Origin of the sequence: Runella defluvii (assembly GCF_014195535.1) — a bacterium.
In the GTDB taxonomy this organism is placed as follows: domain Bacteria; phylum Bacteroidota; class Bacteroidia; order Cytophagales; family Spirosomataceae; genus Runella; species Runella defluvii.
In genome coordinates this window covers 615,500-639,002 of record NZ_JACIBY010000001.1, presented here as the reverse complement: position 1 = coordinate 639,002, position 23,503 = coordinate 615,500, and the positions used below count along the sequence as shown (strand labels likewise).

Annotated in this window: 19 protein-coding genes and 1 tRNA gene; 11 read left to right on the top strand and 9 right to left on the bottom strand. The window is 43.8% G+C overall.

The features are described 5' to 3' along the window. Positions 1–53 precede the first annotated feature (53 nt). Positions 54–893, bottom strand: coding sequence for a dienelactone hydrolase family protein (locus FHS57_RS02635; RefSeq protein WP_183971286.1), 840 nt, complete (start codon positions 891–893; stop codon positions 54–56). Between the two features lie 140 nt (positions 894–1,033). On the opposite strand from FHS57_RS02635, the gene FHS57_RS02630 reads away from it, so the two are divergent. Genes FHS57_RS02630 through FHS57_RS02610 form a run of 5 tightly spaced genes read left to right on the top strand, consistent with a single transcriptional unit; the run spans position 1,034 to position 6,441 of the window. Then, positions 1,034–1,402 carry a BlaI/MecI/CopY family transcriptional regulator gene (locus tag FHS57_RS02630; protein ID WP_028527249.1) on the top strand — a complete coding sequence of 123 codons (369 nt, stop codon included), beginning with the start codon at positions 1,034–1,036 and terminating at the stop codon, positions 1,400–1,402. 45 nt (positions 1,403–1,447) lie between these two features. Continuing rightward, positions 1,448–3,307 carry a M56 family metallopeptidase gene (locus tag FHS57_RS02625; protein WP_183971285.1) on the top strand — a complete coding sequence of 620 codons (1,860 nt, stop codon included), beginning with the start codon at positions 1,448–1,450 and terminating at the stop codon, positions 3,305–3,307. Between the two features lie 4 nt (positions 3,308–3,311). Beyond that, positions 3,312–4,361 carry a hypothetical protein gene (locus tag FHS57_RS02620; protein ID WP_183971284.1) on the top strand — a complete coding sequence of 350 codons (1,050 nt, stop codon included), beginning with the start codon at positions 3,312–3,314 and terminating at the stop codon, positions 4,359–4,361. Beyond that, entirely contained in the window at positions 4,358–5,425 is a 1,068-nt protein-coding gene (locus tag FHS57_RS02615) for a hypothetical protein (RefSeq protein WP_183971283.1), read from the top strand. The genes FHS57_RS02620 and FHS57_RS02615 overlap by 4 nt, the downstream gene beginning before the upstream one ends. Beyond that, the gene (locus FHS57_RS02610) at positions 5,422–6,441 is read left to right on the top strand and encodes a hypothetical protein (protein ID WP_183971282.1); all 1,020 of its coding nucleotides are present in this window, start codon (positions 5,422–5,424) and stop codon (positions 6,439–6,441) included. The genes FHS57_RS02615 and FHS57_RS02610 overlap by 4 nt, the downstream gene beginning before the upstream one ends. A 92-nt stretch (positions 6,442–6,533) precedes the next feature. Here FHS57_RS02610 and FHS57_RS02605 read toward each other — a convergent pair whose 3' ends face one another. Beyond that, positions 6,534–7,376, bottom strand: a complete 843-nt coding sequence (locus tag FHS57_RS02605) for a universal stress protein (RefSeq protein WP_183971281.1) — start codon at positions 7,374–7,376, stop codon at positions 6,534–6,536. 146 nt (positions 7,377–7,522) lie between these two features. On the opposite strand from FHS57_RS02605, the gene FHS57_RS02600 reads away from it, so the two are divergent. Continuing rightward, positions 7,523–8,299 carry a hypothetical protein gene (locus FHS57_RS02600; protein WP_183971280.1) on the top strand — a complete coding sequence of 259 codons (777 nt, stop codon included), beginning with the start codon at positions 7,523–7,525 and terminating at the stop codon, positions 8,297–8,299. Here FHS57_RS02600 and FHS57_RS02595 read toward each other — a convergent pair. Next, positions 8,289–9,836 carry a PD-(D/E)XK nuclease domain-containing ATP-binding protein gene (locus FHS57_RS02595; RefSeq protein WP_183971279.1) on the bottom strand — a complete coding sequence of 516 codons (1,548 nt, stop codon included), beginning with the start codon at positions 9,834–9,836 and terminating at the stop codon, positions 8,289–8,291. The genes FHS57_RS02600 and FHS57_RS02595 overlap by 11 nt on opposite strands. Before the next feature lie 42 nt (positions 9,837–9,878). On the opposite strand from FHS57_RS02595, the gene FHS57_RS02590 reads away from it, so the two are divergent. Continuing rightward, entirely contained in the window at positions 9,879–10,460 is a 582-nt protein-coding gene (locus FHS57_RS02590; RefSeq protein WP_183971278.1) for an O-methyltransferase, read from the top strand. Positions 10,461–10,480: 20 nt separating this feature from the next. Here FHS57_RS02590 and FHS57_RS02585 read toward each other — a convergent pair whose 3' ends face one another. The 3 genes from FHS57_RS02585 to FHS57_RS02575 form a co-directional block, all read right to left on the bottom strand. Continuing rightward, a complete protein-coding gene (locus tag FHS57_RS02585) occupies positions 10,481–11,050 on the bottom strand; it encodes a Crp/Fnr family transcriptional regulator (protein WP_183971277.1) in 570 nt (189 codons plus the stop codon). A 71-nt stretch (positions 11,051–11,121) separates the two neighbouring features. Then, positions 11,122–12,468, bottom strand: a complete 1,347-nt coding sequence (gene tig, locus FHS57_RS02580) for a trigger factor (RefSeq protein ID WP_183971276.1) — start codon at positions 12,466–12,468, stop codon at positions 11,122–11,124. 138 nt (positions 12,469–12,606) lie between these two features. Further along, positions 12,607–12,688, bottom strand: a tRNA-Leu gene (locus FHS57_RS02575). A 252-nt stretch (positions 12,689–12,940) separates the two neighbouring features. Between FHS57_RS02575 and FHS57_RS02570 the strand changes: the two genes are divergently transcribed. From FHS57_RS02570 to FHS57_RS02560, 3 genes are all read left to right on the top strand, one after another. Further along, positions 12,941–15,199 carry a RelA/SpoT family protein gene (locus FHS57_RS02570; protein WP_183971275.1) on the top strand — a complete coding sequence of 753 codons (2,259 nt, stop codon included), beginning with the start codon at positions 12,941–12,943 and terminating at the stop codon, positions 15,197–15,199. 107 nt (positions 15,200–15,306) lie between these two features. After that, positions 15,307–15,810 (top strand): Fur family transcriptional regulator, encoded by a 504-nt coding sequence (locus FHS57_RS02565; RefSeq protein WP_037302452.1) that lies wholly within the window; start codon positions 15,307–15,309, stop codon positions 15,808–15,810. 108 nt (positions 15,811–15,918) lie between these two features. Then, positions 15,919–17,208 (top strand): adenylosuccinate synthase, encoded by a 1,290-nt coding sequence (locus tag FHS57_RS02560; RefSeq protein ID WP_183971274.1) that lies wholly within the window; start codon positions 15,919–15,921, stop codon positions 17,206–17,208. Positions 17,209–17,463: 255 nt separating this feature from the next. On the opposite strand, the gene FHS57_RS02555 is transcribed toward FHS57_RS02560, so the two are convergent. The 3 genes from FHS57_RS02555 to FHS57_RS02545 form a co-directional block, all read right to left on the bottom strand. Continuing rightward, on the bottom strand, positions 17,464–18,171 hold the full coding sequence (locus FHS57_RS02555; RefSeq protein WP_183971760.1) for an NUDIX hydrolase: 708 nt from the start codon (positions 18,169–18,171) through the stop codon (positions 17,464–17,466). 49 nt (positions 18,172–18,220) lie between these two features. After that, positions 18,221–19,123: a 30S ribosomal protein S6--L-glutamate ligase gene (gene rimK, locus FHS57_RS02550; protein WP_183971273.1), complete on the bottom strand. Its 903-nt coding sequence runs from the start codon at positions 19,121–19,123 to the stop codon at positions 18,221–18,223. 117 nt (positions 19,124–19,240) lie between these two features. Then, the gene (locus FHS57_RS02545) at positions 19,241–19,711 is read right to left on the bottom strand and encodes an ATP-dependent zinc protease family protein (protein WP_183971272.1); all 471 of its coding nucleotides are present in this window, start codon (positions 19,709–19,711) and stop codon (positions 19,241–19,243) included. A gap of 556 nt (positions 19,712–20,267) precedes the next feature. On the opposite strand from FHS57_RS02545, the gene FHS57_RS02540 reads away from it, so the two are divergent. Then, positions 20,268–23,492 carry a SusC/RagA family TonB-linked outer membrane protein gene (locus FHS57_RS02540; RefSeq protein ID WP_229601241.1) on the top strand — a complete coding sequence of 1,075 codons (3,225 nt, stop codon included), beginning with the start codon at positions 20,268–20,270 and terminating at the stop codon, positions 23,490–23,492. Positions 23,493–23,503 lie beyond the last annotated feature (11 nt).

Here is a 23,503-nt window from a genome sequence, read left to right as displayed (position 1 = left end):
TCTAAACCTATAAGGTTTTTGAAACCTTATAGGTTTATTTTATGAGTTTGCCACTAGCTAAACTTCTTCTTCAAATACTCGATTGAGTGCTTGTACGCATCAGCCGTCGCCGTTGCGTCGTGCTTAGGGTTACTTGGGTTGGCAAAACCGTGTACTGCGTCGTACATTTTCACGGTTACTTGCTTACCCGCTGCCTTCATATTTTCTTCAAATTGAGCCACCATTTCGGGCGAAGGAGCTTTGTCTTGTTTGCCAAAAACACCCAATACGTCCACGTTCAACGTCTTGAGTTTTTCTACATCCTGCTCAGGACGACCGTAGTACATCACGCAACCCACCGCTTGCTTGCCTTCCAACAGCGCCGACTGCAACGACAACATACCGCCGAAGCACCAGCCTACACTCGCAATTTTGGCTTTTTTACCAACGTGTGCCAATGCACCTTGCATGATGGCCGTCAAACGCTCTTTGGGTACTGATTGCATGATTTTGCCCGCTTCTTGCGGCGTTGTACCTACTTGGCCGTCGTACATATCCAAGGCCAACACGTTTACGTCGCCCAAATCGTTGTAGAACGTCTCGGCTTCGTGCTTGATGTGGTCGTTGAGCCCCCACCATTCTTGATAGACAAAAAGCCACTTGTCTGACTTCTTAGGGGCTTTAATCAAAAAGCCCGACGCCTCTTTTCCATCAGGTGTCGAAAACTTAATGGTTTCTCCCTTACCCGCATAGTGATATGCTTCGGGAGCTTCGTGCATGGCCATAAAATTGGCATCAGCCGCCCACGTAGCCATATCGTGCGAAGTTTGACACAATGGAATCGGGGTTTCAACTGGGCGTTGGATAAATGCCTGCATAGCAAACATCGCCCCAACAAGAATCAATTTTTTCATTGGTGAATGAGTTAAACAGTGATATAGGTTGATACACATATTGTCAAACCAAAAATGCAAAAAATGGTTTGGAAATGCACATTAAAAAAAATCCTACAAAAATAGTTTGCAAACTACAGTTATAGTACTATATTTGTAGTATGGAAAAGCTAACCAACAAAGAAGAAGAAATTATGCACGCGCTTTGGAAAGTAGAACGTGCTTTTGTGAAAGACCTTATGCCGTTTTTCACCAACCCGCCATTGCACTACAATACCGTCTCGACCATCATTCGGAATCTCGAAGAAAAAGGCTACATCGGACATCGAACCTACGGAAACACCTACGAATATTATCCGCTGGTGTCGAAAGAGTCCTACCAAAACCAATTCGTTATCAGCAAGTTGGTTGACAATTATTTTGACAATTCGTACAAAAACTTGGTTTCGTATTTTGCCCAAAACGACAAAGTTTCTGCCGATGAACTGCGCGAAATCTTACGCATGATTGAAGGCGGTAGCGATACTTAAACCTCCCCTTACAGTGACCATCCATCCTTTAACCTCGACTAAACCGTGAACTTCGAACTCCTCTCCTATCTACTGAAAGCCAGTTTGGTGATGGCTATTTTGACGGGTGCCTATGCTTGGCTCGTCAAACGCGAAACTTTTTTGCAGGTGAATCGATGGTTGCTGTGGATCAATGTAGCCGCGACCTTGGTTTTGCCCGTCGTCCCCGTCCCCGATTGGGAATGGGTACCCGATGCCCCCGCTCAAATCGTCAATCAAGCCGCATCTTGGACCAAGGAAAAAGCGCCAAAGCAGCCCTTCTCAACTACTACTCAGGTGTCGTCACCGCGCACCGCTGCACCAACCTTTAAGGAAGAGCGTCAGGCGGTCAGCTCTGTCGCATCTCCACAAAAAACGTGGACACTCTTTTCTTGGATTGCGTTGATCTATTGGCTAGGCGTGGGGCTGTTAGGGGCAAAATTTTTGGTACAATTGGCTTCCCTTTGGCGGCTCAAGCAGAAAAGCACGCTTTATGCCACCGATTTTAACGTGGTATTGGTCGAAAACCCAACCCTTACAGCCCCTTTTTCATTTTTTCACTGGATTTTTTACAACCCTCACCAACACACCACCGACGAATGGGAACAGGTATGGACGCACGAGTGCATCCACGCTCAGCAGTACCACAGCCTCGATATGCTCAGTTCGGAGCTGTTAAAGTGCGTTTTTTGGTTCAATCCTTTTGCGTGGTGGCACCAGCGTTTGGTACAAGAAACCCTCGAATACATCACCGACCGCGCCGTGCTTGACACGGGTGTTGAGAAGAAATCGTATCAATTTCATTTATTACGGAGTACCCTCAGCACTTCCCAACAAACCTTCGCCAACCACTTCAACCAATCGCTGCTCAAAAGTCGGATTACGATGATGAACAAACGTAAATCCAACTGGAAAGCCTTCGGTAAGTACGGGCTATTTATTGCGTCGATTTGGGTATGCGCGGCGTTTACGAAGCCTTATCGGGAAGAGGTTGTCAGTCAGATTATTACAAATTTGCCGCAACTAAGTACGCTGGTACCTTCTCCCAAAGACGACAAAAAAGGCAAGCCTACCCCAAAAACAGTAGAGGTTGATTTGGAAGAAATCAGGGTTTATCAAAAAACGTCAAAAGAACCACCACAAGAAGGGCAAATAGAAAGTCGCCTAAACTTAACCAACAAAAAGTACGTGAGGTACAGTGAGAAGAATGAAATTCAAGTGCTGATAACGTCCAAAACTACGCTCTCCGACATGGTTGAAATTCAACAAGAATTCAAACAACTGGGGAAAGATTTAAAAATCATTCAATGGATTACGGATTCATCAGGGCGTTTCTTGCGTAAACTTTCGGTGGAGGTTACTCCTTTTGCTGGGAAAATGTCCACGCTGATTTCACAAGGCACAGATACCACCTTTATGCCCATGAAACCCATTCAGTTGACCGTTCCCGTTTCTAATTTTGGCAACAAGTGGGGGTATGGTGATTGTTGTATTGACCCTAGCCAACAGGCACTTTCCCGCGAGGAGGACGATATTGCAAAATTTGAAGCGTTGGAAATAAACACAAAGCCTGACGTAATCGCAAGATTCAAACGTGGAGGTGACTATTTCAAACCTACCCATATTTTTCTCCCACAGTCGTTGCATTACGAAGGGTCAATGACTGCGTATCAAGCCATTACTACCACTAAACACACTGATCGCATCACTCTTTCCGTCAAAGAACCTTACCGAAACGCTCAATTTAGACTCAACGGCAAAAAAGTCGGCATTGAACAAATTGAAAAGTTATCCCCTGAGCGGTTTTTAAGAGCTGAGAAGTACGAAGTTACCGATGCTTTTGGAAAAACAAACGATACGTACTTTGTTATTTACACCAAACTGTAAAGCCATGAAAACCCTCACCTCCCCCGAACATTTTACGTTTACCAACCACTTCAACCAATCGCTGCTCAAAAGTCGGATTGCGATGATGAACAAACGTAAATCCAACTGGAAATCCTTCGGTAAATACGGGATGTTTATTGCCTCAATTTGGGTATGCGCGGCGTTTACGAAGCCGTATCGGGAGGAGGTGAAAACTACTTTGATTGAAAAAATACCTGTATTGGGCGAAGTATTAGAAACCCCTGTATCGAAGCTCACACCATTGAAAGACTTTGTGTTGGAAGCGAAACGCGAACCTTCATCAAAAACTAAATATGTCCATTTCAATGAAGGCAAACTCTACTGGGTCATCACCCCCAAAGTAACGCTCAAAGACCTTAGTATGATTCAGAATGAATTTGAAAAAGTGGGATGCACTTTTGTAGTTAAACAGCTAAAATTAAACGCACTAGGATACTACATTTCTGAAATCAAAGTAGGAACCTCTCTCCCCAAAGGCGGAGGGCGTTCCAGCTCTGGCCTGATAAAATCCGTCAATAAACCTTTTGATTCGTTTGGTGGGTGGCTAAGTGTCAAGGACGCCTCTTGCGGCATTTCAAGCATATCGTACGATACTCTCTTTAAGAAAGTGGTAGAAAAAGACCAACACTTGCTTAGCGAATGGTTAAAAAAACACGAAAAAGAACATAGTAAAGCTAATAAGTCAGAAGCTTATGATGAGCAAACCCAAAATTTTCGTGAAAATTTTTACAAATCTCCCCTCAGAGCCCTCAATGGTTTAAAAGAATTACAGCAGGAAGAACTTCAGTTTTTAGCGGAATCAGGAGCCCGAAATGGCGTCTATTTTGAAGACGGTAATTTACGGTTAGACCCTTTTTACATAACCGCAGAGATTTTTGTGGATGAAAAAGAAAGTAATTTGGGACAGATTCAACAGCTTGACGTTAAAGACATTAGCGCAATACTTATTTCAGCAGTATATACCGATTCTAGCCGAAAACACCTTACTCGTACGGTTGCCGTTTTTACTAAAAATAACCAAAAACTGCCATGAAAACCTTCACCTCCCCCGAACACTTTACGTTTACCAACCACTTCAACCAATCACTCCTCAAAAGTCGGATTGCGATGATGAACAAACGTAAATCTAGCTGGAAAGCCTTTGGTAAATACGGGCTGTTTATTGCGTCGATTTGGATGAGTGCGGCGTTTACGAAGCCCTATCGGGAGGAGGTGCAAAAGATAATTGTTCAGAAAGTACCTGAATTGGAAACTGTTTTCACTTCCACCCAAACCTCACCAATCGTTCATTTCTATGATTTTAAACTAGCCCCAGCTCCCGTCTCAACAGCTGAAATTGCTTCAACCGCCCTTTCAGATACCTTGTTTTCCAAAACGCCTTACGTTGTGTTTCAAAACAATCGACTTTATTGGGTTCTTACCCCCAAATGTACGTTGCAGGATTTAGCCAATATTCAAGACGAATTTAGAAAGATTGGGTGGAATTTTTCGGTTGATCAAATCAAATTTGACCCACTCAGCCATTTCATCACGGCCATTGACTTAACAACCACCTGGGCGCACAATGATAAAAAAAGCCAATGTCAAAGCAGAATTGATGACACCAACAAACCAATTGCGATTACAGGTGGCTCCATCGAAATCGCAAAAAATTTTTGTAGCGCAGGTCGTTCCTACGCAGCCGCTGCCTCACTCGCGGAACTTACAAAAAAAGACGAACAAGAGGTAAATCATTGGATTCATAGCCACCGCTATGAGCTCCTGAAAAGAGAATACCAAGCACGTATAAAAGCCATCACCCAAGGAAAAAAGGTAAGTTTTTCGGAATTTAAAGAAAGTGGATTCAACTACTTATGCCAAACAGGCGCACGAAATCAAATCTATTTTTCACCCGAGAAACAGTTGCGCATTGAAAGTTTTTACCGAGAGGCCCTTTTTATCATCGACAATCAAACCTCTACCCTCGAAGACGCCGAAAAGCTAACAATCAATAACTTATACGCCGTACATTGTTATGCTTGGTACGATGATGAAAACTCTCAAATCATCAAGCGAGCGTTTGCCATTTTCACGAATCAATCACCAATACTGCCATGAAAACCCTCACCTCCCCCGAACATTTTACGTTTACCAACCACTTCAACCAATCACTCCTCAAAAGTCGGATTGCGATGATGAACAAAACTTCAACGTGGCGAAGCAGCTGGAAGTACGTCTCGATTGGGCTCGTTTTTAGTATTATTTTAACGTGTTTTCAATCATTTACTTTGCCTGAAGTCTCGTCTCCCTCCGAGTTTGGAACTCGTTATTTGGTCGCCAAAAAAGGAAAATTATATGGTGTTATCACTCCTTATGCCACCGATAAAGACCTCACTGCCATTCAAAAAACACTAAAAAAACACGGAGTTACTTTTGAACTTCAAGGAGTAGAACGTGACGCGGAAGGGCGCATTTCCGACATCAAAAACGTAATTTTGGGCAACTATGGCAGCGAAGCCATGAAAATTATCAGGCGAAGAGACAAGACATCAGAAGGATATAAAATGGCCTTTTTTGATTTTTGTTACGACCCAGAAGTGGGTTGCTATCCCGACATTCACCCGTCTGACTACCCCAATTCGCTTTCTCAAGTCCTAGCGCAAGAAGGTTTATTTACCCACAACAGCGCATTTAAGCAATCTCTATTTGACATTTCTTTCAAAGATAAAATCAAAGGGACTCAAACCTATCCCGCCGAATATCGCAAAAAAATGGAAAGAACTTGGTCGGGCAACATGAATCAGTTATTGGAAGCAAGCTTTTTCAAACGACAGGGGACGATGGTGTACGTACGCCCCGACAAATACTTAGACGTTTATCCAAAATACCGCGAGAACGTCACCTTATTTGTAGATGGAAAAGAAGTTAGCACGGAAGAACTTCACAAAGTACACATCCGTCAAGTGGCTGTGGTGTATGCGCACAAACGGCCCGCGCAAGAAGAACTATTTGGCATTTCGACGCGAAAAAGTGGAGAAACTGATTACGTTGTCTGGATTGAACGCGCCTCCAATCGCTTGCAGCGCGACTCTAGCCGTTATGTCGTCAGTCCATTTTATACAGGCGACTTCTAAAAACAAAGACACCTAGGGTCAAACCGACCCTAGGTGTGCTATAAACAACCCATTCTCGCAAGATTTTTATAGTTTGAGTGCTCTGTTCAGCACTATACTTCTAATGTCTCTACAGTTTCTAAGTGGCACACTAGCACGGGAATGTGCGTAGCAAGTACCATTTTTTTCGACACGCTCGGATTGATAATGCCCGATAGCCAATCCCGCTTGCGGGTAGCCATTACGATCAAATCCGCGTGTTGTTCGTCGGCGTACGTTTGGAGACCTCCTACAACTGAGTCGGCTTCTATGACCTGCAAAGCGTACTTTTTAGTACCCAAAACCGCCGCAATGTCCTGCATAAACTCCTCATCGTTAAACACATCCACTTCAAAAGGCGCTCTTACTTTTACTAAATCAAGCTCCGCTTTAAAGTGTTCGGCGAGGTTGAATGCAAATCCAAGCGCATTTTCTTCGGGGCGTTCGAGTTCGGTTGCATACACAATTTTCCGAATCGTACGAGTTTCTGTTTGGGGCGGTAAAACCAATACAGGGCAACTTGCTTTTCCTGCAACACCAGCCGCTACACTGCCAATAATTTTATCCAACCACCCCCCTTTTCCTGTTCTTCCCATCACCACCAAAATCGGCTTTTGCGTTTTGATTTCCTCCAAAATCACTTCCGCAGCCGCGCCGTAAACAAGTTTACTTTGGCACGCAAAACCATCCGCCCTACAGTCACTTTCCCACTTCAAGAGGGTTTCTTGGTTGAGTTTTTCGGTTTGTTCGGCCAACGCTACGAGCGTTTCCGCAGGCAGGTTGGGATCCACAACGGGCGGATGAAAGGCGTGAACCAATGATATACCCGCGTCGTAACGTTCGGCTATTTCCTGCGCAAACTCCAACGCTCGTTGTGAATTTTCGGAAAAATCTATCGGAACTAATAGTGCTCTCATCGTTGTGTGTGGTTGAATTGAACGATGTAAAATTCTCTCTATAAAACTGAAAAATGTATGACAAAAATCAGTTATCTTCCTGATTAACATCAATTAGGACAGTAGATGCTTACTTTTTGCGAATTTTAACCCTAAAAACCACATTTATGAAGCATTTTTTTTCTACCAGTATGCTTGTGTGCCTTCTATTCGCAGGTGCACTTTTTGCCCAGAAAAACCCTGCGGCGGCTGGCTTTGACCAAGCAGGCTCTGACCCCAAAGCCATTGAGCTTGCCGATAAAGCGATGGACGCGATGGGCGGGCGTAAAAACTGGGACAAAACCCGTTTTATTGCCTGGAACTTCTTTGGAAACCGAAAATTGATTTGGGACAAATGGACTGGTAATGTCCGCGTTGACAATGTCAATAATGACCAAACCATTTTATTAAACATCAACGACGGCAAAGGACGGGTTTTCAAATACGGACAAGAACAAACCCACCCCGACTCATTGGCGAAGTATTTAAAGCAAGGGAAAGGTGCTTGGATAAATGACGGGTATTGGCTCACTATGCCCTTCAAACTCAAAGACTCGGGCGTTACTTTAAAATACCTTGGGGAAGAAAAAACGCAGGACGGAGCCGAAGCAGATGTGATTCAATTGACGTTCAAAAATGTAGGAAATACTCCTGACAATAAGTACAAACTTTGGGTCAACAAAAGCAATCATTTGGTGTGGCAATGGGCGTATTATCCCAAATTTGACGCCGAGAAACCTGGCTTTATTCGTCCGTGGACTGATTACAAAAAACACGGAAAAATTTTACTTTCGGGCGAGCGTGGCGACCGCGACTTGACTGATATAATGGTATTTGAGCAACTTCCTGAAAGTATATTTACGGATTTTAAACGCCCTGATTTGAGCCAATACGCTACAAAATAATTTCCACCTCCCAGCTTTCAACCGATTTCGTCGCCGTCGAAAAATTGACGCCCACTGCCACCAATGATTTCCCAAGTGGTTTGTAGGGCGTCAAGTACCCCTTCTCCTTTACTTGTGACAACGCCTCCGATGATGTTTTATCCAACTTAAATTCAAACCCATACACATAACGCTGCGTTTGCACCAGCGCATCACAACGACCTCGTGAAGTATGAACTTCCGACTGTACATATACGCCCAATAAAGTAAACGTCAAGTGGATAAGTGCGTGGTAGAAACGCTCATTCTCATTTTGCCACAAATCATAAGGCAACGACGAAAACACCGTATCCATCACCTCCATCGCCTTCGCTAAGTCATTGTTTTGCAAAGCGTTCCGAAGATGTACGACCATCGACAAAGCTCCTTCACTTTCATCTTGACGATACGCCTTCAACAAATATTGGTTCAATGACAGTTTTACTTCTTGATTGGGAAAATCAAGCGTGTATAAAAAATCCTCTTGGCTGTAACTCACTATCGTCAGGTAACCTGTCTGAAACAATAAGGCGACTGGACGCAAGTTCTCTATATCGAACGAGTTTAACTCATCTTCCGTCACTGACAAATTACTAAAATCATACAAAAACTTTTCCTTAGCTAGTCTTACCAGCCACGTAGGCGTCCCTGTACTGAACCAGTAATTTTGAAAAGCACCTCTTTTTGAAAAGAAATTCAATAATGAAAAGGGATTATAAACCCTATCCGTCCCATTCCAGGAATACCCATTGTACCACTCTTTCACTTTGTCCAGAAACGCCTCTCTAGAAATTTCTTGTTTTGCCGCCAAAACACTAATCTCTTCCTCAAAACTGGCTTCTAATTCAGGTTGGCTTATCCCTACTAAATTAGCGTAATCGTCATCTAAACTTATGTCATTCAGGTTATTCAAATCCGAAAACACACTGACCTTGGCAAATTTGCTCACCCCCGTCAACAACACAAACTCCAAATGTTCGTCCGAAGGTTTGAGTATCCCATAAAACGACTTCAACAACTGACGATTCAAATGCGCAATGGGCAACTCCTCCAAATAATCCACTATTGGCTTGTCGTATTCATCCACCAACACTACTACTTTACGACCCGTCTTAACGTGTAGTTTCTCGATTAGCTCTTGGAACATAAAGCCCACCCCTTCACTCTCCAACAACAAATTATGGCGGCGCGCTTCGTTGCGCAACGTCGTTATCAGCGATTGTTCCAAACCCACATCCCGCAAACTCATCTGATTAAAATAAATCACAAGCGTGGGGTTCGTCTGGCTAAAATCCCATTTATCCCCAATGTACAAACCCGAAAACAGTTCTTGCTTGCCTTCGTACAACGCCTGCAACGTACTTACCAACAACGACTTCCCAAAACGACGAGGACGCGACAGAAAGTAGTATTTTCCCCTACTCACCAAGCGGTAAATCAACGCTGTTTTGTCAACATAGAGATACCCGCCCGTAATAAGCTCTTGAAAATTCTGAATTCCTATCGGATATTTTTGCATCGTTTCTCGCTTTCTTTAAACAAAGATAGACAGAAATTAATAATGACCGACTTACCCATCTCTCAAACCCCCGCCATCTTAGATGCCATTGATGCCGATGCGGCGGCTATCAGTTTTGGACAACCTTCCGATGACCTTACGGGGGCATTTCTTCGTACGCTTATTGCCAGCAAACCCGCAGGCAAATTTCTGGAACTAGGTACAGGGGCTGGCCGCGCCACGGCTTGGATGCTCGAAGGTATGACCTCTGACGCACACCTTATTTCGGTAGAGTCTGACGAAGCACTCATTGCCATTGCCCAAAAGCACCTCGGCGCCGACCCTCGGCTCCAGCTCATTCATAGTTTGGGCGAAGAGGTGATTGTGAAACTTCCTCACGGACAGTTCGACCTCATTTTTGCCGATACGTGGCCAGGGAAATACAACCATTTGGAAGAAACACTGGCTTTGGTCAAGGAGGGTGGTTTTTATATCATCGACGATATGTTGCCGCAACCCAACTGGCCCGAAGGCCACGATAAAAAAGCAGCGAATCTCATCCAAACCCTCGAAAATGACCCGCGTTTTCAGCTGGTAAAAATGACGTGGGCTTCGGGAGTGATTATGCTGGTAAAGAAGAGATAAGCGAGTTCTAAAACCCAATTTCACCATTTCTTTGCCCTCAAGCGGCTCAGGGTTTCGGAGGTAATTCCCAAATACGAAGCAATGTACTTGAGCGGTATTCGCTTGCTAATGTCTGGAAACGATGTAATCAGCTGACGGTATCGCTCGTCGGCTGTTTTTTTTCGCAGACTTTGGGTGCGCTGTTCGCTCAACACATAATAACGTTCCGTCAGCAGCCTTCCGACTTGGTTAAATCCTGGATGTTGGAGGTACAACTGGTGAAGTCGCTGGTAAGAAATAGACCACAAAACACAGTCTTCGAGCGTCTCAATCAGTTCTTCGGAGGGGTGTTGGGTATAAAAACTGACAATAGAAATGACAAAATCTCCCTCTTTCATAAACCACGAGTTTACCTCCGTTCCTTCTTTTAGATAATACCCTCTTAGGCAACCTTTTTCAACAAAGTACATCTTTTTGGCCACTTGCCCTTCTTGTAAAATCACCGTTTTTTTAGGAATTTCTTCCCTGACAACCGCCTCTTGCAGCGCCGCTTCAAAATCGGGGGTAACGGTTGGCCAAAAATGTTTGATAAGTACAGTTAGTGATTTCATGGCGATGAGTGAAAACAAAAGAGGCCGCCATTGTGTGGCGACCTCCTAATCTAAGCAATAAATGTATGTGATTAGCTCAACGCGTTCACAATTTCTTTGAACTGCTCTACGTCAATTGTTTTTGCCTCAACTGCCACTTGGCCGCTCAAGTACTCAAACACTTTGTCGTCAAACACCAAGTTGAACATCTTTGAGTAGTTGTTCTCTTTTTCGGTGGTTAGGTAGTTCATCGCAATTTTGCGGATGGTTTCTTCCATCTGGTCGCCCATTGAATCACCGTAGATACCAAATTGCTCACGAACCATGTCCTCAGCACGTGCAATCACTTCTGATTGATCTACTTTGATTTCGGTTTGCTCGGCCAATTTATTTTTAATCAACGACAACTTCAACGATTTTGTGAATTGTGGATAGTCAGCGTCGATTTGTTCTGCGGTAAACTTACCTTCGTTCAATTGGAACAACCAATCTTTCAAAAACGCTTCTGGAAGGTCGATTTGGATGTTGTCCAACAACAACTGGTCGATGTCGCGGCGCAACAATGAATCTGCTTCACGTGCGTAGTTGCGTTGGATGATTTCGGCCACTTGTGAACGGAACGACTCTTCATCTTCAGCTTTACCTACGCCCAATACCTTATCAAAAAACTCTTGGTTGATTTCTGAAGGCGCTTGGCGCGTGATGTCTTCTACCACAAAGGCGTATTCACCCGTAAATTCAGCGATTTCTTCTTCTTTTTTACCCGTCAAAAGCGCAATGGCTTTGTCGTCCACAAACGTATCGCGAATATCAAACGTCACTTCGCTTCCTTTGGTCAAACCAACGAATTTCGCTTGTGCTTCTTCTTTGATTTGTTTTGAAGGAATCGCTGTTTTAGTAGAAAATTCGCCACCGACTTGCTTCAATTCACCGTAAAGCATATCGCCCGCTTCCGATGTTTCAGGGTTGATTTGACCCGTAAACTGCGTACGAAGGTTTTCGATGGTGTCGTTAAGTTCCTTTTCTCCTGCCTCAATCGTGTAAGAAGAAACCGCAGGCAATGCCCCGATATTTACCTCAAAATCAGAGGCTAAACCTAATTCGTAGCTAAATTCAAATTCCGTTTGTTTGTCCCAATTAACCGCATCTGTTTTTTCGCGGTCAATTTGCGGGTCGCCCACTACGGCAAGTTTGTTGTCACGGATATAGTTACTTACGGTTTCAGAAAGCAAGTTATTTACTTCGTCGATAACAATGCTTTTACCGTACATTCTTTGGATTACATTAGCAGGTACTTTTCCAGGACGGAAACCTTTCAAAGCTACGCGCTTGCTATAATCTTTGATTGTTTTATCTACTTTTGGTTGATAATCCTCTTTCGCTAATTTGATGGTTAGCGTGGCATTGGTGGGTGTGCTTTTTTCTAACAGAACCTCCATGATATATGTTTAAATTTCTGAATTGGGGATTTTGAAAATATGCTATAAAAAAAATGAGTGAATTAGGTTAGCGAAAAAGTGGGTAAGAAATCACTAAATCACTAAGTCACTAAATCACTCATTTATAAAACCAGATAGTGCGGGCGGAGGGACTCGAACCCCCATGCCTTGCGGCGCCAGATCCTAAGTCTGGTATGTCTACCAATTTCACCACGCCCGCAGCGTGTGTGTTTGGGGATGCAAAACTACCTTTTGTAAATACAATATGCAAGCTTTTTTTTATTTTTTTTATCTTTCTTAAAAACAGAAACCTATCTTACTTGGCCTATACTTACTATAAATCAGCCATTTACTCTCAAAAAAAACACTTATTTTTTTTTACTACATCATAAAAAACTTGTTAAAAACACAACGATTTATTACCTTAGTCGTATTGAGTACAACAAATTTCGGATGACCGAACACCAATAACATGCCCATCGAAGTAGAAATTGATTTGGAATTGGAGCGCTTAGAAATTCTTAAAAGGTACCGAAAACTATTACGCGCCGCCAAACCCTTCTTAAAAGATGATGACGCCAAAAAAATTAAAAAAGCGTTCAATCTGTCGGTAGAAGCTCACAAAGACATGCGCCGCAAGTCGGGAGAGCCGTATATCTACCACCCCATTGCCGTCGCCCAAATATGCGTTGAGGAAATTGGACTCGGTACTACCTCTATTATATGCGCGTTGCTTCACGACGTAGTAGAAGATACAGACTACACCCTCAAAGACATCGAACATCAGTTTGGGCCTAAGGTTGCCCAAATCATCGATGGCTTAACCAAAATTTCGGGACAGTTTGAGTTTGGTACGTCGCAACAAGCCGAAAACTTCCGCAAGATGCTCCTTACGCTCTCGGATGACATTCGGGTTATTATGATTAAGCTCGCCGACCGCCTCCACAACATGCGCACCCTCGACAGCATGGCGCGCGACAAGCAGCTGAAAATTGCGTCTGAGACTATCTTTATCTATGCCCCACTCGCCCACCGTTTGGGATTGCACTCGATAAAAACCGACCTTGAAGACCTCTACCTCAAATATACCGAGCCCGAAAGCTACGAGGAAATCAAGAACAAACTACGTGCGACCAAAACCTCCCGCGATAGGTTTATTAATAAGTTTATCGAACCTATTGACATCGACCTCAAAGAACAAGGCTATGACTTTGTTATTAAAGGACGCCCCAAGTCGATTTATTCGATTTGGAACAAAATGAGGAAACAAAAAAAGCCGTTTGAAGAAATCTACGATTTGTTTGCCGTACGGATCATTATGAATTCGGTGGACATTAAGGCGGAGAAATCGGATTGCTGGCACGCCTACTCCATCGTTACTGACCACTACACGCCCAATATCGACCGCCTCAAGGATTGGTTGGCCACACCCCGTGCCAACGGCTACGAGTCGTTGCACATCACGGTTATGTACCGCCCCGAGGGAGCCGACAAAGGACAGTGGGTAGAAGTACAAGTTCGTTCAAAACGAATGGACGAAATTGCCGAAAAAGGCGTAGCTGCCCACTGGAAATACAAAGGCAACGACACCCGCACGGGGCAAGGAATCGACCAGTGGATTAACCAAGTCCGCGAAATGCTTGAAGCAACCAAAGACAGCAAGTCGGCAGCGTTGGAGTTTTTGGATGATTTCCGGAGCAACTTGTTTGCCGAAGAAGTATTTGTCTTTACCCCAAAAGGGGAGCTTCGGGTACTACAACGCGGCGCTACAGCCCTCGATTTTGCGTTTGACATTCACTCTGAAGTTGGCGCACGCTGCATCGCGGCAAAAGTCAATAATACGTTGGTCCCCATTAGTCAGCCACTAAACAACGGCGACCAAGTGGAAATCATCACGGCCAAACGTCAAAAACCAAGCGAAGACTGGTTAAAGTTTGTCGTTACCTCCAAAGCAAAAGCCCGTATTAAAGAACTTATCAAGGAGGAAAACAAACAATACATCAGCGACGGCCGTAGTATTATTGAGAAAAAGTGTAAAATCTTACACCTTGACGTTACCCTTGAGCTTATCAATCAGCTGAGGGCGTATTTTAACTGTAAAACCCCAAGTGACCTCTATTATCGTTTTGGAAAAGCCTACATTCAACCTGACGAAATCAAGAAATTTAAACAGGAAAAGGAGGCAAAACAGAACATACAAGCCAAAATAAATACCGACGACCTCCAAGACGGCAAGCAGTTTACCAAAGAGCTCAAAAAAATGCACGGCGAGCGCACCGACGCCGACGCGCTGCTCATTGGCGAAGACATGGACAAGATTGACTACATCTTGGCCCAATGCTGCAACCCTATTCCTGGCGATGACGTGTTTGGATTTGTGACGGTCAATGAAGGCATCAAAATTCACCGAACTACCTGCCCCAATGCCCCAGAGCTTTTGTCGAACCACGGCAACCGCGTCATTAAAGCAAAATGGACGTCACAGCAAAAAATTGCTTTTTTGGCAGGACTCCGCATCGACGGCACCGACCGCGTGGGATTGGTCAACGATTTGACTCGGATTATATCCAATGAGCTCCACATTAATATTCGTTCTATTTCGGTAGAAACCGAAGAAGGGCTCTTTGAAGGACTCATCAAACTGTATGTCTATGACACTCGGCACTTAGAACAACTCATCCACAAAATCGAAAAAGTAGATGGTGTATTTAAAGTAGCGAGGTTTGATTGAAAATTAGTACTTTTGCCACTCTAATTTGAAAATTTGCAAATGCACCCAATTTGAAAATTAAGGTTCATTTTCAAATTTTCAAATTTTCAAATTTTCTTATTGTAATCATGCCACAGGCCAAGCACGAAAACTTAGAAGCTGCGAAGCGCATTCTGACTGCCTACTTAGAGCGCAAAGGGCTTCGCAAAACCCCTGAGCGATTTGCGATATTGGAAGAAATATACACCCGCGAAGACCACTTCGACGTGGATGAGCTGTATATTTCGATGAAAAACAAAAAGTATCGGGTAAGTAGGGCAACTGTTTATAATACATTGGATGTACTCGTTGACTGTGACTTGGTTACGAAACACCAGTTTGGCAAAAATTTGGCCCAATACGAAAAAGCTTACGGCTCCCGTCAACACGACCACCTGATTTGTATGGATTGCCACCAAGTAATGGAGTTTTGTGACCCTCGCGTCCAGAATATTCAAAACATGGTGGGCGAACTTCTTAAATTTAACGTACTTCATCACTCGTTAATTTTTTATGGTAATTGCCAACGGGCAAACTGTGAAAATAAAACCAAGGCCATTGCCGAACGGCCCAAAAGAATAGAAGTTGAATAGTGCGGAGAGGGGGCTACTTGCCCAACATGCACCGTGCCCTACCCCAACCCTATGGGCATGTATCACATCCAATAAAATCCCCTTCAGGGTTAGGGGTTATAATTTCTAATGAAAGTTGATGTATTACTCGGCCTCCAATGGGGCGACGAAGGAAAAGGGAAAATAGTGGACGTTTTGGCGCCACAGTACCAAGTGGTGGCTCGCTTCCAAGGTGGGCCTAACGCGGGGCATACACTCGAATTTGACGGTTTTAAGCACGTTTTGCACCAAATTCCGTCAGGGATTTTCCGTCCTGAAATCAAAAACGTTATCGGAAACGGGCTTGTACTTGACCCCATCGTCCTCAAAAAAGAAATTGATGGCTTGGCTAAGTTCAATCTCCCACTTGATAAAAATTTGTTTATCTCAAAAAAGGCGGCGGTCATTATTCCAACCCACCGCTTGCTTGATGCCGCCTACGAACAATCTAAAGGTGCTGCCAAAATTGGTTCTACATTGCGCGGTATTGGCCCCACTTACCAAGACAAAGTAGCGCGGATGGGATTGCGAATGGGTGACATTCTTTCTCCAAATTTCAAAGAAAAGTACAGCCACCTAGTGGATCAGCACAAGGTCATCCTCAAGTTTTATAACTATGAGTTTGAAACCTCACTTGCCGAAGCGGAAAAAGCGTTCTTTGAAGCAGTCGAATTCCTCAAACAATTCCAATTTGTTGACAGCGAATACGTAGTGAACGAATCACTCGAAGCAGGTCAAACGGTATTGGCAGAAGGTGCACAAGGTTCATTGTTGGACATTGATTTTGGTTCGTATCCTTTTGTAACCAGTTCTACCACCACCGCTGCGGGGGCTTGTACTGGCTTGGGGGTTGCACCAAAGCACATCGGCGAGGTATTTGGGATTTTCAAAGCCTACTGCACACGCGTAGGAAGCGGCCCATTCCCTACCGAATTGTTGGATGAAGTCGGAGAACGTATCCGTCAAGAAGGACGTGAGTTTGGCTCAACCACGGGGCGTCCGCGTCGTTGTGGATGGATTGATCTTCCTGCCCTCAAATACGCAATTATGATCAATGGCGTCACGCAGTTGGTTATGATGAAAGTGGACGTTTTGAATATTTTTGATGAAATTCAAATTTGTACGCACTACCAATTGCCCGACGGTACCACTACTGACCAGCTTCCTTACGACCTTTGCGACGAAGAAGTAACGCCTGTTTACAAAACGTTGAAGGGCTGGGCTACATCACTAGAAAACCTTCATTCGTACAACGAAATTCCAGCAGAACTTGCTGCGTACATTGAGTTTTTGGAAGCCGAATTGAAACTTCCAATTAGCTTTATCTCCACTGGCCCTGACCGCGAAGCCATCATTCACCGCGAAGCGCAGACCGCTTAAATCAGCGGTTAGCTATTAGGTCAATAAAAATGCCGTCGCCCAAAAACGACGGCATTTTTATTGCTATTCCTTTAACCCCACGCCTTTAGGCTGGGGTCTAAAAAAGAGCAAAACTTAGGGCTTTAGCCCTGATTTTTTGACAGCAAGGCGCTAAAAATCAGGGCTAAAGCCCTAAATAAAACTTTCACATTGTATCCCCAGCCTAAAGGCGTGGGGTTAGAGAAGTTACATATTATTCATAATATCCATGTACCTCTAAAATTCAGGATTTGAGACAAAATTCAGAAACGAATTGCTGTACGTTTTGTATTTTTCTTCGTTGACTTGGTACAAGTACGCTCCTTTTTTAGAAGACTTTTGCTTTTCCTTTAACTTCACCAACAAATGCGTTGAAAGGATTTTTCGGCTAAAATTCCGCTTATCAAAGGTTGTTTGGAAGATGGCTTCGTACAGTTTTTGAAGCTGGGGAATTGTAAATTTTTCAGGTAAAAGCTCAAAGCCAAGCGGGTGCAAAGCTGCTTTGTAGCGTAGTTTCTGAATCGCCAAATCGATCATTTGTCGGTGGTCAAACAATATTTCGGCGGGCATCTCACTGACAGGAAACCACTGCGCATGATGCACTTCCGAGACACTCGAATCATAATGTTCGACATTAATCAGGGCAAAATACGCCACCGAAACCGTCCGTGCGATGGGGTCACGGTGAATGTCTCCAAAAGTGTATAATTGTTCGAGATAGACCTCCTTCAGTCCCGTAAGCTCGTACAAAATCCGCTCAGCCGACAGTTCGAGATTTTCATTTTCGGCCAGCCACCCTCCCATCAGCGACCAAGTGTCGATGGTAGAATCAGGACCACGTTTTACCAAAAGGATATTTAGCTGGTTGCCATCAAACCCAAAAATAATGGAGTCAAGCGCAACAAGGTATTTAGTTTGTTTACTGTAGGATGCTATATCGAGCATAGAGTACTTTTTTCTCATAGGTTCAAAGTCGAAAAATAGTACATTTTACCTATACCCCAATCGTATCCCCTTCATCCATCGGTTTTTTTTCTTCAATATACCCAATTATCAAGTCTGCAACATTGATACCTGTCACCTTTTCGATACCCTCCAATCCTGGCGAAGAGTTTACTTCCATAATCATCGGCCCCCGATTCGATCGAATCATATCAACTCCTGCGACCCTTACTCCAAGTGCCTTTGCCGCTTGTAAAGCTGCTTTTTCTTCCTCTGGCGGTAGCAAAATGGCTTCTGCTTTTCCACCACGGTGAAGGTTTGAACGAAACTCCCCCGTCGTTCCTTGACGTTTCATGGCAGCTACCACTTTGTTGCCCACCACAAACGCCCGAATATCGGCTCCGTTTGCCTCCGCAATGTATTCTTGAATCAAGACATTGGTTTTTAGTCCATAAAAGGCTTCAATCGTCGATTTGGCTGCTTTATTAGACTCCGCCAACACTACGCCCACGCCTTGTGTACCTTCTAGTAGCTTAATAATAACGGGAGGGCCATCCACCAGTTTAATCAAACTATCAATGTCTTTTGCTTGATTAGCAAAAACTGTTTTGGGAATTTGCACCCCAGCTTTGGAAAGAATTTGAAGGCTTCGCAGTTTGTTTCGCGACCGCATGATGGCCTGCGACTTCACCGTAGTAAAGACTTTCATCATCTCAAACTGGCGCACTACGGCACTTCCATAGTCGGTTACCGATGCACCAATTCGAGGAATAACGGCGTCAATCCCTTCAATTTCTTTGTTTTTATACAAAATAACAGGCTTTTCTTCCTCGATGAGTACGTGGCACAACGCGTGGTTGATTACCACTGCCTCATGGCCGCGTTGCTGAATGGCCTCGACTAGCTTTCGAGTAGAATATAACTTAGCATTGGTTGATAAAACCGCAATTTTCATAATTGGAAAGACAAACAATGGAACGCTACACAAGGCTTCCTTTAACCCTCGTGTTTTATGTTCCTGCGTGACAAAATTATAAGGAAGTACGTTGAGATAATATTACGTTTTTGTTAACTACGCTTTGGTCCTACTTTTGCGTTGCATAAAATCGTAGGATAAATTTTCGAGAGAGACATCCACCAAAAAACGACTACGCAGCAATTTCCGCCCCAAAAGCACGGGATAACGCATCTGAGAGCGGTCAGCCAGCGAAAACTCGGTTCTAATGCTTTTGCCAAAAAGGATCACTTTAGTCTTGATGACATACCGCATTTCAGTCTGGCCAAACGAATTTTTGATGGCTTTTAGCTCAAATTGATCAGTCGTAAATTTTTGGTGCTTTTCACTACGATGCGCAGGCAAGAAAAAAGAAAGTACCCCTTCTTCCACACTTATCTTAAAACAATGGATAGACGAAGTATAAGCGCCCGTGTCAATTTTTACACGAACGTTCGTTAATCCCAAATCAGGAAAATCTATCATGTCATTACGGCCAATGACCCGTTTTTCGGTCACGCTAGGCTTCTTTTTCTTTTTGACTTCCATCACAGCAAAAGTACAGCAAAAAGTTAACTTGTTACAAAACGTTTTATCTGTTTTTAATGGTAAAATTCCTTACAATTTTGGTAGTATCTTAACCAAAAATAGGATAAAAACACTTTTTATTTGCACACTCAAACTGATTTCAATCAAGTGCTACATTCAAGCAACTTTATTGGATTATATTAATACAAAAGAAAGTTATATATTAATCAACTAAGAATATTTTGTTCAAAAATTATAAATAAATCGCTTTTTTAGTCAAAATATAGTCAGTATTTGCAAAAAACAGCTAAGTTTTTTGCACTATATCAGTATATATTTGTACATTATATTCTGTAAGAGATTTTATTGTCGCCTTACGCCTATCTATCAATCTAAACATACTTTATGACCCACTGATACTCAACTTCTTGAGGAGTGTTTTTAGGCAGCTACAGCCCCTTCGTCCTATACTCCAAAAATTAATTTTCTCTGATACCGAATTTTTTTCATTTTATCTATCAATTCATAATCCCAATTTCTTATGACAAAAGTGAGCTACAAACTCAGTTTGCTAAGAATGCCTCTGGCTATGCTACTCGTGGGTAACACGATTAGCAGTTATGCCCAAGAAGCAACTCGGTGGCAAGCACGTCAAGAAAGCAAATCGGTGGTATTTGCTAAACTCCAACCTGAGCGCAACTCAGGGAACCTGGCGATTACCGTCAAAGGTAAAATCACAGACGAGCAAGGGCAGCCTCTGCCTGGCGTAAGTGTGGTGGTCAAAGGAACCTCGGTAGGTACATCCAGCGACATCAACGGTGCTTATTCTATCAATGTTACCGATGAAAAAAATGCCACGTTGGTATTCTCATTTATTGGTTATCTTTCGCAAGAAGTACCAGTAAGCAACCGTTCAAGCGTCAATGTAACTTTGGCCGTTGACGTAAAATCACTCAACGAAGTCGTAGTCGTTGGATACGGTGTGCAAAAGAAAGAAACCGTTACGGGTTCAGTTGTGAGCGTAAAAGGAGGCGATTTGGTAAAATCACCAGCCGTTAACCTTTCCCAATCACTTGCTGGACGTTTACCAGGGGTTGTTGCTACCAACCGTAGTGGTGAGCCAGGGTACGACGGTGCAGGGATTCGTATCCGTGGTTCAAACACCTTAGGAAACAACTCCGCACTTATCGTAATTGACGGTATTCCTGGTCGTGAAGGGGGCTTAGACCGTATCAACCCTAACGACATCGAAAGTATCTCCGTTTTGAAAGATGCCTCGGCCGCTATTTACGGTGCTCGTGCAGCAAACGGGGTTATCTTGATCACTACTAAACGTGGAAAGTCGGGTAAACCAGAGCTTTCGTATTCATTCAACCAAGGTTGGGCTCAGCCTACGAAACTTCCATCGTTGGCCAATGCTTCTCAGTACGCCGAAATGTTGAATGACTTGGACATTTACGGTTTACCAGCATCAGAATGGTCGGCTGCTACGGCTGCTTACAAATCGACAGGGGTTTACACAACAGCTGCTGGCGCACAACGTAAAGCACCTTACCAACCTGATGATTTCAAAAAATACAACGATGGCTCTGACCCATGGGGACACCCAGATACTGATTGGTACGGCGCTACGCTCAAAACCTGGTCGCCACAGACACGCCACAACGTACAACTAAACGGTGGTAGCGATAACGTGAAGTACTTGGCCTCATTGGGTTACCAAAACCAAGACGGAAACTACATCAACTCAGCAACAGGTTATAAGCAGTACGATTTCCGTATCAACCTCGACGCAAAAGTAAACAAGTTCATCAACGTGAATTTGGGGGTAACTGGTCGTCAGGAAAGTCGTTTCTTCCCAACCAAAGGAGCAGGCGCCATTTTCCGTATGTTGATGCGTGGTAAGCCAAATCAACCTGCTTACTGGCCAAATGGACTCCCTGGCCCTGACATCGAAAACGGTGAAAACCCAGTAACCATTACAACTAATGCAACGGGTTATGACAGAGACAAGCGTAACTACCTACAAACCAATGGCCAATTGGACATCAAAATCCCTGGTGTTGAAGGTTTGAAATTTACAGGAACCGCCTCTATTGACGTTTTGTCAAGAAATCAACGCCGTTGGGAAACACCTTGGACGTTGTATGAGCGTGGAAGTGGCTTTGAAGCAGATGGGGTAACTCCTAAGCTCGTTGCTAGTAAGCGCGGACCAGCAGAACCACGTTTGACATTGACCAATACCAACCAGCTAAACGTTTTGTTGGGAGGGGTTCTCGCGTATGAGCGCACCTTCGGAGGTCATAGCTTGACTGCTTTGGCGGGTACAAACAAAGAAACGATTCAAGGAGATAACTTCAACGCGTATCGTCGTTACTTCCTTTCTACTGCCCTTGACCAAATCTTTGCGGGTGGTGACTTGGAGAAAAACAACGGCGGTGGTGCTTTCGAGCGTGCTCGTTTGAACTACTTCGGTCGCGTAGCTTATAACTACAAAGAAAAATACTTGGCTGAATTCTTGTGGCGTTACGATGGTTCTGATATGTTCCCAGAAGCAACACGTTATGGTTTCTTCCCAGGCGCGATGGTGGGCTGGGTGCTTTCTGAAGAAGAATTTATCAAGAAATCACTTCCAGTTTTCAACTACTTGAAACTCCGTGCTTCATACGGTCAAATGGGTAACGACCAAGTATATTTGCCAGGTACTGAAACACTTGCTACTTACCAGTATTTGTCAACCTACGGTTTCCGCAGCTACATTATCAACAACACGGAAACAAAAACGTTGTTTGAAACTCGCGTTCCTAACAACACCATCACGTGGGAAGTGGCAAACAATGCTGACATCGGTTTGGAAGGTCAATTGTTGGGTGGAAAAATCAGCTTTGAATTTGACGTATTCAACAACAAGCGTACCAACATCTTGTGGTACAAAAACGCGTCAGTTCCTCAGTCAACAGGTTTGACCTTGCCTGCTCAAAACATCGGTGAAGTATCTAACAAAGGATGGGAATTTAGCCTTGGCTACCGTAACCAATCAGGTCCGTTCAAATACAGCGTAAACGTAAATGGAGGATATGCCCAAAACAAAATCTTGTTCTGGGACGAAGCTCCAGGTGCTCCAGATTGGCAACGTACTACTGGTAAACCAATGAACACTGTACAAGCTTATATCTACGATGGTGTGTTTAAAGACCAACAAGAAATCAATGAAAACAAAATTGATTACAAGGCTATCGTAAATACACTCCGCCCTGGTGACATGAAGTACCTTGACTATAACGGCGACGGTAAAATCACGCCTGATGACCAAGTACGTACAACGTTCAACAACATTCCTAAATTCCAAGGAGGTATTAGCTTGATTGGTAGCTACAAAGGATTTGACGTAAACATCTTATTCCAAGGTTCTACTGGTGCCAAGCAATACGTTAGTCCAGGTGAAATGGGTAACATCGGTAACTACTTGTTAGATATGTACAAAGATCGTTGGACGGTTGAAAACCCAAGCAGCGTACACCCACGTATCGCTAACCGTAGCGACCAGTACTTCTCTGGTGGAAATACCTATTGGTTCAAGAACCGTGACTATATCCGCTTGAAAAACTTTGAAGTGGGTTATAACTTACCTTTCGGACTTACCAACAAGATGGGTATGAACAACTTGCGTCTTTACGTTAACGGATTGAACTTGTTTACAATCAGCAAATTCAAAGAGTTTGACCCAGAATCAGACTCATCTTCTGGACAGTACTATCCACAACAGCGGATTATCAATGCTGGTCTATCAGTTACATTCTAATTTTTCCTAAG

Excerpts from the sequence above, each read along its gene's own strand:
- FHS57_RS02555 (WP_183971760.1), bottom strand. The coding sequence starts at position 18,171 with ATGCTCGATATAGCATCCTACAGTAAACAAACTAAATACCTTGTTGCG.
- rimK (WP_183971273.1), bottom strand. The coding sequence starts at position 19,123 with ATGAAAATTGCGGTTTTATCAACCAATGCTAAGTTATATTCTACTCGA.
- tig (WP_183971276.1), bottom strand. The coding sequence starts at position 12,468 with ATGGAGGTTCTGTTAGAAAAAAGCACACCCACCAATGCCACGCTAACC.
- FHS57_RS02635 (WP_183971286.1), bottom strand. The coding sequence starts at position 893 with ATGAAAAAATTGATTCTTGTTGGGGCGATGTTTGCTATGCAGGCATTT.
- FHS57_RS02615 (WP_183971283.1), top strand. The coding sequence starts at position 4,358 with ATGAAAACCTTCACCTCCCCCGAACACTTTACGTTTACCAACCACTTC.
- FHS57_RS02605 (WP_183971281.1), bottom strand. The coding sequence starts at position 7,376 with ATGAGAGCACTATTAGTTCCGATAGATTTTTCCGAAAATTCACAACGA.
- FHS57_RS02585 (WP_183971277.1), bottom strand. The coding sequence starts at position 11,050 with ATGAAATCACTAACTGTACTTATCAAACATTTTTGGCCAACCGTTACC.
- FHS57_RS02545 (WP_183971272.1), bottom strand. The coding sequence starts at position 19,711 with ATGGAAGTCAAAAAGAAAAAGAAGCCTAGCGTGACCGAAAAACGGGTC.
- FHS57_RS02540 (WP_229601241.1), top strand. The coding sequence starts at position 20,268 with ATGCCTCTGGCTATGCTACTCGTGGGTAACACGATTAGCAGTTATGCC.
- FHS57_RS02630 (WP_028527249.1), top strand. The coding sequence starts at position 1,034 with ATGGAAAAGCTAACCAACAAAGAAGAAGAAATTATGCACGCGCTTTGG.
- FHS57_RS02610 (WP_183971282.1), top strand. The coding sequence starts at position 5,422 with ATGAAAACCCTCACCTCCCCCGAACATTTTACGTTTACCAACCACTTC.
- FHS57_RS02595 (WP_183971279.1), bottom strand. The coding sequence starts at position 9,836 with ATGCAAAAATATCCGATAGGAATTCAGAATTTTCAAGAGCTTATTACG.
- FHS57_RS02565 (WP_037302452.1), top strand. The coding sequence starts at position 15,307 with ATGCCACAGGCCAAGCACGAAAACTTAGAAGCTGCGAAGCGCATTCTG.
- FHS57_RS02620 (WP_183971284.1), top strand. The coding sequence starts at position 3,312 with ATGAAAACCCTCACCTCCCCCGAACATTTTACGTTTACCAACCACTTC.
- FHS57_RS02570 (WP_183971275.1), top strand. The coding sequence starts at position 12,941 with ATGCCCATCGAAGTAGAAATTGATTTGGAATTGGAGCGCTTAGAAATT.
- FHS57_RS02590 (WP_183971278.1), top strand. The coding sequence starts at position 9,879 with ATGACCGACTTACCCATCTCTCAAACCCCCGCCATCTTAGATGCCATT.
- FHS57_RS02560 (WP_183971274.1), top strand. The coding sequence starts at position 15,919 with ATGAAAGTTGATGTATTACTCGGCCTCCAATGGGGCGACGAAGGAAAA.
- FHS57_RS02600 (WP_183971280.1), top strand. The coding sequence starts at position 7,523 with ATGAAGCATTTTTTTTCTACCAGTATGCTTGTGTGCCTTCTATTCGCA.